This is a genomic window from Streptomyces sp. AM 2-1-1, from assembly GCF_029167645.1.
In the GTDB taxonomy this organism is placed as follows: Bacteria; Actinomycetota; Actinomycetes; order Streptomycetales; family Streptomycetaceae; genus Streptomyces.
On the sequence record NZ_CP119147.1, the window covers coordinates 3,817,669 to 3,830,018 of the forward strand.

The 12,350-nt window shown below is 72.3% G+C and carries 8 protein-coding genes and 3 tRNA genes; 6 read left to right on the top strand and 5 right to left on the bottom strand.

Annotated elements, in window-relative coordinates:
* Positions 1-133: 133 nt before the first annotated feature.
* Positions 134-4,075: an ATP-dependent RNA helicase HrpA gene (hrpA, locus tag PZB77_RS16600; RefSeq protein ID WP_275493380.1), complete on the bottom strand. Its 3,942-nt coding sequence runs from the start codon at positions 4,073-4,075 to the stop codon at positions 134-136.
* Positions 4,076-4,402: 327 nt separating this feature from the next.
* Between hrpA and PZB77_RS16605 the strand changes: the two genes are divergently transcribed.
* Positions 4,403-5,179 (top strand): DsbA family protein, encoded by a 777-nt coding sequence (locus tag PZB77_RS16605; protein ID WP_275493381.1) that lies wholly within the window; start codon positions 4,403-4,405, stop codon positions 5,177-5,179.
* A 138-nt stretch (positions 5,180-5,317) separates the two neighbouring features.
* Here the strand turns inward: PZB77_RS16605 and PZB77_RS16610 are convergent.
* The 4 genes from PZB77_RS16610 to PZB77_RS16625 form a co-directional block, all read right to left on the bottom strand.
* Positions 5,318-5,391: transfer RNA gene (locus PZB77_RS16610), tRNA-Phe, on the bottom strand.
* 22 nt (positions 5,392-5,413) lie between these two features.
* Positions 5,414-5,488 (bottom strand) — tRNA-Asp (locus tag PZB77_RS16615).
* Between the two features lie 38 nt (positions 5,489-5,526).
* Positions 5,527-5,599 (bottom strand) — tRNA-Glu (locus PZB77_RS16620).
* 113 nt (positions 5,600-5,712) lie between these two features.
* Positions 5,713-7,260 carry a metallophosphoesterase gene (locus PZB77_RS16625; RefSeq protein WP_275493382.1) on the bottom strand — a complete coding sequence of 516 codons (1,548 nt, stop codon included), beginning with the start codon at positions 7,258-7,260 and terminating at the stop codon, positions 5,713-5,715.
* Between the two features lie 283 nt (positions 7,261-7,543).
* On the opposite strand from PZB77_RS16625, the gene PZB77_RS16630 reads away from it, so the two are divergent.
* The 5 genes from PZB77_RS16630 (at position 7,544) to PZB77_RS16650 (ending at position 12,350) form a co-directional block, all read left to right on the top strand.
* On the top strand, positions 7,544-7,894 hold the full coding sequence (locus tag PZB77_RS16630) for a metallopeptidase family protein (RefSeq protein ID WP_275493383.1): 351 nt from the start codon (positions 7,544-7,546) through the stop codon (positions 7,892-7,894).
* Positions 7,895-7,929: 35 nt separating this feature from the next.
* Complete coding sequence (locus PZB77_RS16635) at positions 7,930-8,367, top strand: CrcB family protein (RefSeq protein WP_275496089.1); 438 nt, start codon at positions 7,930-7,932, stop codon at positions 8,365-8,367.
* Positions 8,364-8,744, top strand: coding sequence for a CrcB family protein (locus PZB77_RS16640; RefSeq protein ID WP_275493384.1), 381 nt, complete (start codon positions 8,364-8,366; stop codon positions 8,742-8,744). The genes PZB77_RS16635 and PZB77_RS16640 overlap by 4 nt, the downstream gene beginning before the upstream one ends.
* A gap of 231 nt (positions 8,745-8,975) precedes the next feature.
* Entirely contained in the window at positions 8,976-9,509 is a 534-nt protein-coding gene (locus PZB77_RS16645) for a hypothetical protein (RefSeq protein ID WP_275493385.1), read from the top strand.
* 504 nt (positions 9,510-10,013) lie between these two features.
* The gene (locus PZB77_RS16650; protein WP_275493386.1) at positions 10,014-12,350 is read left to right on the top strand and encodes a DEAD/DEAH box helicase; all 2,337 of its coding nucleotides are present in this window, start codon (positions 10,014-10,016) and stop codon (positions 12,348-12,350) included.

Below are 12,350 nucleotides of genomic sequence, written 5' to 3' on the forward strand. Positions count from 1 at the left end.
CTTCCGTACTCTCGTCCGGCTGCGAAACAGGACTGTACAGGAGGTCGGCGGGCCAGGTCGAATTCACCCGGCGTGACGGCCTGCTCACCGACCCGAAGGGCGGTGAGCAGGCCGGATCCCCCGACGGCACGGCCTACGGTGCGGCGGCGTCGATCGCCTTCACGATCCGCTTGTCCGACACCGGGAAGGCCGTTCCCAGCGCGTGCGCGAAGTAACTGACCCGCAGCTCCTCGATCATCCAGCGGATGTCGAGCACCTCCTGCGGCACGGGCCGCCCCTGCGGCAACTGCTCCAGCAGCCAGGCGTACTCGTCCTGCATCTCGTGGACCTTCTCCATGCGCGTGGTGTCGCGCTGGACCGAGGTCGGCATCTGCTGGAGCCGGCGGTCCGCCGCGACGAGGTAGCGCATCAGGTCGGGCAGCCTGCGCAGCCCGGTCGCGGTGACGAAGCCGGCCGGCACGAGCCGTGCCAGCTGCTCCCGTACGTCCGCGACGTTCTTCACCAGCGTCAGGCTGTTCGTGGCCTTCAGACGGCGCTCGCAGGCCTGCCAGGCGGCCAGGATCTGCTGGACCTGGCCGACCGTGCGGACCGTGAGGTCGACCAGGTCGGCACGGACCTTGTCGTACAGGGCGGTGAAGGCCGCCTCGTCCCAGGCGGGGCCGCCGTGGGCGGCGATCAGGCGGTCGGCGGCGGCGGTGGCGCAGTCCTCGAAGAGGGCCTGCACCGAGCCGTGCGGATTGCGCGACAGCGCCAGCTTCTGCTGGTTGGTGAGCTTGTCCGAGGCGAACTTCGCCGGGTTGACCGGGATGTTCAGCAGGATGAGCCGACGGGTTCCGCGCCACATCGCCTGCTGCTGCTCGGCCTCGGTGTCGAAGAGCCGTACGGCCACCGTCCCGCCCTGGTCCACCAGCGCCGGGTACGCCTTGACCGGCTGCCCGGCCCGCCGGGTCTCGAAGACCCGGTCCAGCGTGCCGATGGTCCAGCCGGTGAGCCCCGAACGCTCGACGGAGACCCCCGAGGGCCCCGCGGTCGCCGCGGCGGCCTGGGAGAGCGCCTGGCGGGCCTTCGGGCGCAACCGGAGCTTGAGCGCGTCGAGGTCCTTGTCCTCGGCGACCTTGCGCCGCCGCTCGTCGACGATCCGGAAAGTGATCTTCAGGTGTTCCGGTACCCGGCCCAGGTCGAAGTCGTCCGCGGTGACCGGCACCCCGACCATCCGCTGGAGTTCGCGGGCGAGCGTGGTGGGCAGCGGCTCCTGGAGCGGGACGGCCCGGTCGAGGAACTTGTCCGCGTAGTTGGGGGCGGGCACGTAGTGGCGGCGGATCGGCTTGGGCAGCGAGCGGATCAGCTCGGTGACGACCTCCTCGCGGAGCCCCGGGATCTGCCAGTCGAAGCCCTCGGAGGTGACCTGGTTGAGCACCTGGAGCGGGATGTGGACGGTCACGCCGTCCGCGTCCGCGCCGGGCTCGAACTGGTACGTCACCTTGAACTTGAGCTTCCCCTGCCGCCAGGAGTCCGGGTAGTCGTCCTTGGTGACGGCCCCGGCCTTCTCGTTGATGAGCATGGAGCGCTCGAAGTCCAGCGCGTCCGGCTCGTCCCGGCGCTTGTGCTTCCACCAGGAGTCGAAGTGCGCGCCGGACACGATGTGTTCGGGGATGCGCTGGTCGTAGAAGTCGAAGAGCGTCTCGTCGTCCACGAGGATGTCGCGGCGCCGGGCGCGGTGCTCCAACTCCTCGACCTCGCCGAGGAGTTTGCGGTTGTCGTGGAAGAACTGGTGGTGCGTCCGCCAGTCCCCCTCCACCAGGGCGTTCCGGATGAAGAGGTCGCGGGACGCCTCCTGGTCGATTCGGCCGAAATTGACCTTGCGCTGGGCGATGATCGGTACCCCGTAGAGGGTGACCCGCTCGTAGGCCATCACCGCCGCCTGGTCCTTCTCCCAGTGCGGCTCGCTGTAGGTGCGCTTCAGCAGGTGCTGGGCCACCGGCTCGATCCACTCCGGCTCGACCTTCGCGTTGACGCGCGCCCAGAGCCGGGAGGTCTCCACCAGTTCGGCCGACATCACGAACCGGGGCTGCTTCTTGAAGAGCGAGGAGCCCGGGAAGATCGCGAACTTGGCGCTGCGCGCGCCCAGGTACTCGTTCTTCTCGGTGTCCTTGAGACCGATGTGCGAAAGCAGACCGGCCAGCAGCGAGGTGTGCACCGCCTGCTCGGGGATGGCCCCGCCGACCGTCGGCTCCTCGACCTTGATGTCCATCTGCCGGGCGACCGTGCGCAGCTGGGCGTAGATGTCCTGCCATTCGCGGATGCGCAGGAAGTTGAGGTACTCCTGCTTGCACATCCGGCGGAAGCTGGCCGAACCGCGCTCCCTCTGCTGCTCGCGGACGTAGTCCCAGAGCTTCAGGTACGCCAGGAAGTCCGAGGTCTCGTCCTTGAACCGGGCGTGCTGCTGGTCGGCCTGCGTCTGCTTGTCCGAGGGCCGCTCGCGCGGGTCCTGGATGGAGAGCGCGGCGGCGATGACCATCACCTCGCGGGCGCAGCCGTTGCGGTCGGCCTCGATCACCATCCGGGCCAGGCGCGGGTCCACCGGAAGCTGTGAGAGTTTGCGGCCGAGCGGGGTGAGCCGCTTGCGCGCGTCCTTCTCCGCGGGGTCCAGCGCGCCCAGCTCCTGGAGCAGCTGCACCCCGTCGCGGATGTTGCGGTGGTCCGGCGGGTCGATGAACGGGAACTTCTCGATCTCGCCGAGGCCGGCCGCGGTCATCTGGAGGATGACGGAGGCGAGGTTGGTCCGCAGGATCTCCGCGTCGGTGAACTCCGGCCGGGTCAGGAAGTCGTCCTCGGAGTACAGCCGGATGCAGATGCCGTCGGACGTGCGCCCGCAGCGGCCCTTGCGCTGGTTGGCGCTGGCCTGCGAGATCGCCTCGATCGGCAGCCGCTGGACCTTTGTGCGGTGGCTGTAGCGGGAGATGCGGGCGGTGCCCGGGTCGATCACGTACTTGATGCCGGGGACGGTCAGCGAGGTCTCGGCCACGTTGGTCGCGAGGACGATGCGGCGGGTGACGCCGCTGGGGGTCCGCTGGAACACCCGGTGCTGCTCGGCGTGGGAGAGGCGCGCGTAGAGGGGGAGCACCTCGGTGTGGCGGAGGTTGCGCTTGCCGAGCGCGTCGGCCGTGTCGCGGATCTCGCGCTCGCCGGAGAGGAAGACCAGCACGTCGCCGGGGCCGGCGGAGTGGAGCTCGTCCACCGCCTCGCAGATCGCGGTGATCTGGTCGCGGTCGGCGTCCTCGCCGCCCTCTTCGAGCAGCGGGCGGTAGCGGACCTCCACCGGGTAGGTGCGCCCGCTGACCTCGACGATCGGGGCGTCCCCGAAGTGCCGGGAGAACCGCTCCGGGTCGATCGTCGCCGAGGTGATGACGACCTTCAGGTCCGGGCGCTTCGGCAGCAGCCGGGCCAGGTAGCCGAGGAGGAAGTCGATGTTGAGCGACCGCTCGTGCGCCTCGTCGATGATGATCGTGTCGTACGCGAGCAGCTCGCGGTCGGTCTGGATCTCGGCCAGCAGGATGCCGTCCGTCATCAGCTTCACGAAGGTCGACTCGGGGTTCACCTGGTCGGTGAAGCGGACCTTCCAGCCGACGGTCTCGCCGAGCGGGGTGTCGAGCTCCTCCGCGACCCGCTCCGCGACCGTGCGGGCCGCGATCCGGCGGGGCTGGGTGTGCCCGATCATGCCGCGTACCCCGCGCCCGAGCTCCATGCAGATCTTGGGGATCTGGGTGGTCTTGCCGGAGCCGGTCTCGCCCGCGACGATCACGACCTGGTGGTCGCGTATCGCCTCCAGGATCACGTCCTTCTTCTGGCTCACCGGAAGCTGGTCCGGGTACGACACGGTGGGCAGCCGGGAGGCGCGCGCGGCGAGCCGTTCGGCGGCCTTGCCCGCTTCGGCCGCGATCTCGTCCACGACGGACTGACGGGCCTCGGGCTTGCGGATGCGACGCGCCCCTTCGAGACGCCGGCCGAGCCGGTGCGCGTCACGGAGCGAGAGCTGTCCGAGCTGGGACTGGAGATCAGCGAAGGAAGTAGACATACGGATCCCAGGATCTCACCCGCGCCCGAAGAGTGGCGAACCGATTTCGCACCGCCCGGGTACGGGCGTCCCGCGACCCCCGCGCCGGTACGCCCGTCCGGGCGGGGTGCGGCACGTACGATCTGCGGCAAGTCGACCGTTTCGAGGCCACCGGGAAGGGGCCCGCACGTGTCCCGTACGACGTGCCCGCGCCCGGCGAGCCGGACCGCCGTGCCGCGCCCCGGCATCCGGATAGCCCCGGGTGGCCGCGCCCGCTGAGCCGCACCGCCGCCGGCCGCCCCCTCTTCTCCGCCGCCCCGCATCCGTACGACGCTCCCGGAGTGCCGCATGCCCCTGCCCCAGAAGAAGAGCCGGTCGAGGAAGCCGCTGCTGTTCGGCTCCGCGGTCGTCCTCGCCGCCGCCCTGCTCGGTTACGTCTCGTACCGGGCGACCGACCCCGGCCCGTCCCCGTCCGCCACGGCCGGCGAGTCGGCCCGGCCCGAGGCGGGGGAGTACTCCGAGACGGCGAAGCTCGCCCGCCGCGAACCGGGCGACCCGCTGGCGCTCGGCCGTACGGACGCGCTCGTCGTCCTGGTCGAGTACGGCGACTTCCAGTGCGGCTACTGCGCCACGTTCGCCCGGGACACCGAGCCGGCCCTGGTCGACGCCTACGTGGCCGACGGCACCCTGCGCATCGAGTGGCGCAACTTCCCGATCTTCGGCGAGGAGTCCGAGGCCGCCGCCCGCGCCGCCTGGGCCGCGGGCCGGCAGAAGCGCTTCTGGGAGTTCCACCGGGCCGCGTACGCCGAGGGTTCCCGGAAGAAGGGGTTCGGTCCCGAACGGCTCACCGCCCTCGCGAAGGAGGCGGGGGTGGCGGACCTGGAGCGGTTCCGCACCGATCTCGACAGCGCCGAGGCGGCGGAGTCGGTCGGCCGGGACCAGGCCGAGGCGTACGGGCTCGGTGCCACCTCCACGCCGTCCTTCCTCGTCAACGGCCGCCCGCTGGCGGGCGCCCAGCCCGACGCGACCTTCACCTCCGCCATCGAGGAGGCCGCCGAGGCGGCCCGCACCGGCTCCGCCGTGCCGACCGAGAGCGTCGGCCAGGCGGGGAACCGGGCCCGGTGACGGCCGCACCGGTCCGACCGGCCCGCGTACCGGACGGACCGGTGCGGCGGGTTGGACCGCGCCGGTGGGGTGGACAGGGCCTCGGGGCGGGCCGGAAACGGCGGAAGCCCCATCCGTGGGGATGGGGCTTCCGGGAGGTGGCTGGGGCCGGGATCGAACCGGCGACCTATCGCTTTTCAGGCGATCGCTCGTACCAACTGAGCTACCCAGCCACGCAGCTCCTGAGAACTGCAGCGGTCCTGACGGGATTTGAACCCGCGGCCTCCACCTTGACAGGGTGGCGAGCACTCCAAACTGCTCCACAGGACCAAGCAATGTGCGAGACAAGTCTCGCACACGGTAAAGCGTGCCCCCAACGGGATTCGAACCCGTGCTACCGCCTTGAAAGGGCGGCGTCCTGGGCCACTAGACGATGAGGGCTAAAGGCCCACCGGCTTGCTTTCCAGCGCGTCGGGGACGTGAGAAGCATATGGGATCCCGGAGCTAACGCCAAAACGGTTTCCCGGCGGGGTCGTGGCGGCGGTGCGGCGAGGTCACGGGGAGGGCCGGCGCTCCCCGGCCGGGGAGGGGGCGGCGGGGACCGGGGAGCCGGGCGAAGAGGGCGTGGCGGGGGTGGGGGAGCCGGGGCTCGCGGTCCCCGAGGGGGTCGCCTCGGGGGTGTTCTCCTCCGGCAGGTGGCGGCTGACCTCGGCCGTCGTCAGCCCCAGTCCGCCCAGCGTGATCTCGTCCCAGGCCTGCAGACGGCGGGTCGCCCGGTCCAGGTAGAGGACCGAGGCGCGCACCTTCTCCGGCTTCTCGTTCTGGACGGCGCGCAGGCCGCCGCCGCCGGTGGACCCCTCCACCTTCAACCGGGTGCCGAGCGGGAGGACCTCGTTGACCCGGTGGTGGACGTGGCCGGCGAGGACGAGCGGGACCGTGCCGTCCGTCTGCCGGGCCGCCTGGGGATCGTGCGCCACCGCGATGTCCACCGGGGTGCCGGCCCGGGTCTGGTCGCGGAGGGCGGAGGCCAGCCGGAGACCGGCCATCCGCTCGGCCGCCTCACCGCCCCGGGCCAGCGACCGGTCGGGGGTGAACTGGGGGTCGCCGGTGCCCGCGATGCGCAGCCCCGCGACGGTCACCGTGCTCCCCTCGTCCAGCACGTGCGCGTTCTCGAGGCCCCGGAGGTAGGTCTGCGTGTCGGAGGAGTCGTGGTTGCCGCGCACCCAGACGTACGGGGCGCCGAGGTCGCGGACCGGATCGAGGAAGCCGTTCTCGGTGGTGGTGCCGTGGTCCATGGTGTCGCCGGAATCGATGATCACGTCGATGCCGTACTGCTCGACGAGCGAGGCGACGATGTGCCAGGACGCCGGGTTGAGGTGGATGTCCGAGACGTGCAGGACCCGCAGGGTGCCCGGGTCCGGCTGGTAGACGGGGAGCGTGGAGGTGGCGTCGTACAGCCGGGAGACGTTGGTGACCAGCCGGGCCAGCTCCTGCTGGTAGACGTCGAACTCGGTGACGATCGAACGGGCGTCGCCGACCACCGAGGGGGCGCTGGAGAGCAGCCCCGAGAACTTCGGTTCCAGCACCGACTTCGGGTTCCAGGTGGCGTACGCGCTCACCCCCGACGCGGTCAGCAGCACCAGCGCGAGGCCGCCGGCGGCCAGCGCCGGGCGCGGGCGCCGGTAGACGATCAGGCCGAGCGCCGTCGCCCCGGTCAGGACGGCGACCACCGACCGCACCGCCAGCTCCCGCGCGCCGGCCGCGATGTCCTCGGTGACCTCGTCCTGGAGCCCGGAGAATCGTTCCGGCTTCTCCACCAGCCGCTGCGAGCGCTCGGGATCGAGGCGGTCCACGTCCACGTCGAGGCGGACGGGAGCGATGTGCGAGTCCAGCTCCAGCGCGCCGAGCGGGGAGACGTCCACCCGGGTGCCCCCGGTGAGCGAGGGGCGCAGGGCCATCGTGGTGTCCATGGGGCCGACCGGCGTACGCACGTCCCCCACGACCAGCAGCCCGAGCCAGGCGCCCAGCACCACCACCGCGAGCATCGCAAGCCCCCGCACCAGCGGGCGCGGCCGGCGTCCCGCGAGTTCGGGCACCGGCATCGGGGCGGTCCGGCGGCTCCGCCGGGAGCGGCCGGACCGCGAACGGGCCGCACGGGCGGACACCGAACGGGACGGACGGAACGGGACACGAACCATTGGACCCGTATGCCCGGTCCGCCCTCCGGCCATGCGGCGGGGGCGGGGCACGCCCGCGTACGGGTTGCGGGAGCGGCGGACAGTGCTCCTCCCCGGTCGTACGGGCGCGTAGGGGGGCGTACGGGACGTAGCGGACGTGCGGCGGACGGGCGGGCGCGCCGGGGCGGGCGTGCGTGACAATGGCGGGGTGCTGGAGATGACGCGCGAGCAGTTCGAAGAGCTGGTGAGTGAGGCGCTCGACCGGATCCCGCCGGAGCTGACGCGGCTGATGGACAACGTCGCGGTGTTCGTCGAGGACGAACCGGACCCCGGCGACCCCGAGTTGCTCGGGCTCTACGAGGGAACGCCGCTCACCGAACGGGGCGAGTGGTACGCGGGCGTCCTGCCGGACCGGATCACCGTCTACCGCGGCCCGACGCTGCGGATGTGCGAGACCCGCGAGGACGTCGTCGCGGAGACCGAGATCACCGTGGTCCACGAGATCGCCCACCACTTCGGGATCGACGACGCGCGGCTGCACGCGCTGGGTTACGCGTGAGCCGTCCCGGCGAGCCCCGCCGGGACGAGCCCGTCCTGCCCGCCCTGCCGGGGCCCCGCGAGGCGGCGGTGGTCGCCGTCGTGGCGGCCGGCGGAGCGCTCGGCGCCACCGCGCGGTACGCGGCGACGCTGGCCTGGCCCACCGGCGCGGGGGCCTTCCCGTGGACGGTCCTCGCCGTCAACGTCGCCGGCTGCGCGCTGATCGGCGTCCTCATGGTGCTGACCGTCGAGCTCTCCGTGGTCACCCGCCCGCTGCTGCGCCCCTTTCTCGGCGTGGGCGTCCTCGGCGGCTTCACCACCTTCTCCACGTACGCGGCCGACGTCTCGAAGCTGCTCCAGCGTCAGGAGGCGGCGACGGCCCTGGCCTACGCCGCCCTCACGGTGATGGGGGCGCTCGGCGCGGTCGGGGTCGCTGCGGCGGCGACGCGGGCGTGCGTGGCCCGCGTCCGGCGGGCGGGCGGGGACACGCGGTGAACTGGCTGCTGGTGATCGTCGGCGGGGCGGTGGGCGCGCCCCTGCGCCACCTGACGGACCGTCTGGTGCGCCGGTACCACGGAGCGGGGCTCGCGTACGTCTTCCCCTGGGGCACCTTCACGGTCAATGCCGCGGGCAGTCTGCTGCTCGGGGCGCTGACCGGCGCGGCCGTCTCCGCGCCGGCCTACGCCCTGCTGGGCACGGGGCTCTGCGGGGCGCTGACCACGTACTCGACCTTCTCCTACGAGACGCTCCGGATGGCCGAGACCGGACGGGGCTTCCTCGCGGGGGCCAACGTGGTGGCCTCGCTGCTGGTGGGGCTCGGCGCGGTGTTCCTCGGCGCGGAGGTGGCGGGCGGGGCCGGGTTCGGCGGGTGACGTCGGCGGGGGAGTGGAACGGGTGCGGCGGGGGCGGGTGCCGGGTGCCGGGTGCGGTGGCTGACGTCCGTGGGGACGTGGCGTCTCCGGGCGGTCTCGTTCGGGTGGGCCTCATGCGGGTGATGACCGGCGGATGAGGCGCACCGCTCGCGCCGTGGGCGTGTCCCAGGCGGGGTCCGGGGAGTTGGGCACCACGCACCCGTTCCCACGTTCCCGTCCCGGAGGTGCCCCGTGCGCCCGTTGCCCGTTCCCGCCCGCTGGGCGGTTCTCGCCGCGCTGATGCTGGGCGCCTCCACCGGGTGCGTGAGCGTCGACGCGGAGAAGACCGGGCCGCGTCCCTCGCGGTCCGCCGGTGCGGCCGGTGCGGTCGAGGAGCAGGACAGCGGGGTGGCCGGTACGTCCGGCCGCCCGGGCCCCGGTGACGGCAGCCGTCACCACACCGACCGGGGCAAGGACGGGAAGCCTGATCCCAAGCGCGCCGATGATTCCGCCTCGCCCAGCCCTTCGGCCAAGAAGCCGGCGCCCGGCAGGCCCACGCCCAGCCGGGACGGGGACGGAGGCGGGGCAGTGGTGGTGGTGCCGCCCGGGATCACGGCGGGACCCGGGGACCCCGGCGTCACGGCCGCTCCGGTCACGCCCGACCCCACACCACCGCCGGTCACCGACCCGGCCCCGGGCGGGGACACGGGTGGCCCGGGTCAGCCGGCGGAGTCACCGGACGTGCCGGAGGAACCCTCGCCACCCGCGGCCTCCCCGGTGGAGTGAGAAGCCGGAGTGAGATGCCGGTGCGGAGTGCCGGGGTGGAGCGGTGCGGCGCATCGGGAAGTACGCCGGAGCGGTGCGGGGGAGCGCGTGCGCGGAGTGCGTCGGTGGGCCCGTTCCGGCGATGCGCCGGGCACGTGGTCCGGTCGAGTGGTTCGGGCGAGTGGTTCGGGCGACGACGTCGGCCTCGACCAGGCCCGGGCGGCGCTGCGGACAGGCCGCCGGGATGATCGCTCCGATAGCATCACCGCAGGTCAGAGCCGTATGGCAGCGCTTGCTCGGGAGGCGGTTTGCGCAATACGGGGGAGAGTGCGTATGGTAGTAGATCGTTTGATCCTATGCCCGGCGCCGACACAGAAGAGCGCCGTGTGGCGCGTACTCTCCCTTGCCGTGGCTGGACCGCATTGAGGCGGTCGACATTGCGAAAACACGGAGTTACGGGCGCGTGCCGAGACTCCGGAAGGTTTCGCATTTCGCATGTCAATTTCCAGTTCTGACCACGCCGTCATGTCCGAAGACATCGACAACACCGAGCTCGCCCAGGTCGTCGAGCTCCCCACCGAGGCCGTCGTGGCCGAGGTCGCCCCCGCCCCCGTCGAGGTGACCGGCGAGCAGGCCCCCGAGGCCGTCTCCACCGAGGCCGAGGCCGAGGCCGCCACCGTCGAGACCGGGTCCGTCTCCGACGAGACCGTCTCCGACGAGGTCGCGGAGTCCGACGAGGACGCCGAGCCGACCCTCACCTTCGCCTCCCTGGGCCTGCCCGACGGCATCGTCCGCAAGCTGGCGCAGAACGGCGTGACCAGCCCCTTCCCGATCCAGGCCGCGACCATCCCGGACGCCCTGGCCGGCAAGGACATCCTGGGCCGCGGCCGTACCGGCTCCGGCAAGACGCTCTCCTTCGGTCTGCCGACCCTGGCCGCGCTCGCCGGTGGTCACACCGAGAAGAAGAAGCCCCGCGCGATCATCCTCACGCCGACCCGTGAGCTCGCGATGCAGGTCGCGGACGCGCTCCAGCCGTACGGCGACGTGCTCGGCCTCAAGATGAAGGTCGTCTGCGGCGGTACGTCCATGAGCAACCAGATCTACGCCCTGGAGCGCGGTGTCGACGTCCTCGTCGCCACCCCGGGCCGTCTGCGCGACATCATCAACCGCGGCGCCTGCTCGCTCGCGAACGTCCAGGTCGCCGTCCTCGACGAGGCCGACCAGATGTCCGACCTGGGCTTCCTGCCCGAGGTCACCGAGCTGCTCGACCAGATCCCCGGCGGCGGCCAGCGGATGCTCTTCTCCGCCACCATGGAGAACGAGATCGGCACCCTGGTCAAGCGCTACCTGACCAACCCGGTCACGCACGAGGTCGACAGCGCCCAGGGCAACGTCTCGACCATGTCGCACCACGTCCTCGTCGTGAAGCCGAAGGACAAGGCGCCGGTCACGGCCGCCATCGCCGCCCGCAAGGGCCGCACGATCATCTTCGTCCGCACCCAGCTGGGCGCCGACCGCATCGCCGAGCAGCTCATCGAGTCCGGTGTGAAGGCCGACGCGCTGCACGGCGGCATGACGCAGGGTGCTCGCACCCGCGTCCTGGAGGACTTCAAGAAGGGCTTCGTCAACGCCCTGGTCGCCACCGACGTCGCCGCCCGCGGCATCCACGTCGACGGCATCGACCTGGTGCTGAACGTGGACCCGGCCGGCGACCACAAGGACTACCTGCACCGCTCGGGCCGTACCGCCCGTGCCGGCAAGTCCGGTGTCGTCGTCTCGCTGGCGCTTCCGCACCAGCGTCGCCAGATCTTCCGCCTGATGGAGGACGCGGGCGTCGACGCCTCGCGCCACATCGTCCAGGGCGCGGGCGTCTTCGAGCCCGAGGTCGCCGAGATCACCGGCGCCCGTTCGCTCACCGAGGTCCAGGCCGACTCGGCGAACAACGCCGCCAAGCAGGCCGAGCGCGAGGTCGCCGAGCTGACCAAGCAGCTGGAGCACGTGCAGCGCCGCGCCGGTGAACTCCGCGAGGAGGCCGACCGCCTGGTGGCCCGTGCCGCGCGCGAGCGGGGCGACGACCCGGAGCAGGCGGTGGCCGAGGCCGTCGCCGAGGCGGAGGCCGCCGTCGAGGCAGCCGTCGCCGTGCCGGAGCAGCAGCCGGCGGTCCGCGAGGAGCGCCGTGACGAGCGTGGCAACTACGAGCGCCGCGACAACCGCGGTGGTGACCGTGGTGGTTACCGCGGTGGCAACGACCGTCGTGACGACCGTCCGTCGGGCGGCTTCCGTTCCGGTGGCGACCGTCCGTCGGGTGGTTTCCGTTCCGGTGGTGACCGTCGTGACGACCGTGGTGGGCGTCCGTTCCAGGGTCGTGACGACCGTCCGTCGGGCGGCTTCCGTTCCGGTGGCGACCGTCCGTCGGGTGGTTTCCGTTCCGGTGGTGACCGTCGTGACGACCGTGGTGGGCGTCCGTTCCAGGGTCGCGACGACCGTCCGTCGGGCGGTTTCCGTTCCGGTGGCGACCGCCGTGACGACCGCCCCTCCGGTGGCTTCCGCGCCGGCGGTGACCGTCGTGACGACCGTGGTGGGCGTCCGTTCCAGGGTCGCGACGACCGTCCGTCGGGCGGCTTCCGCTCGGGTGGCGACCGTCGTGACGACCGCCCCTCCGGTGGCTTCCGCGCCGGTGGCGACCGTCCGGTCAACCGCGACCGTCGTGACGACCGCCCGACCGGCGGCTTCCGCTCCGGTGGCACCGGCGACCGCCCGCAGGGCCGTCGTGACGACCACCGCGGTGGCGGCAGCACCGGTACGAGCACCGGCAGTTTCGGCCGCCGTGACGACAAGCCCCGCTGGAAGCGCAACGGCTGA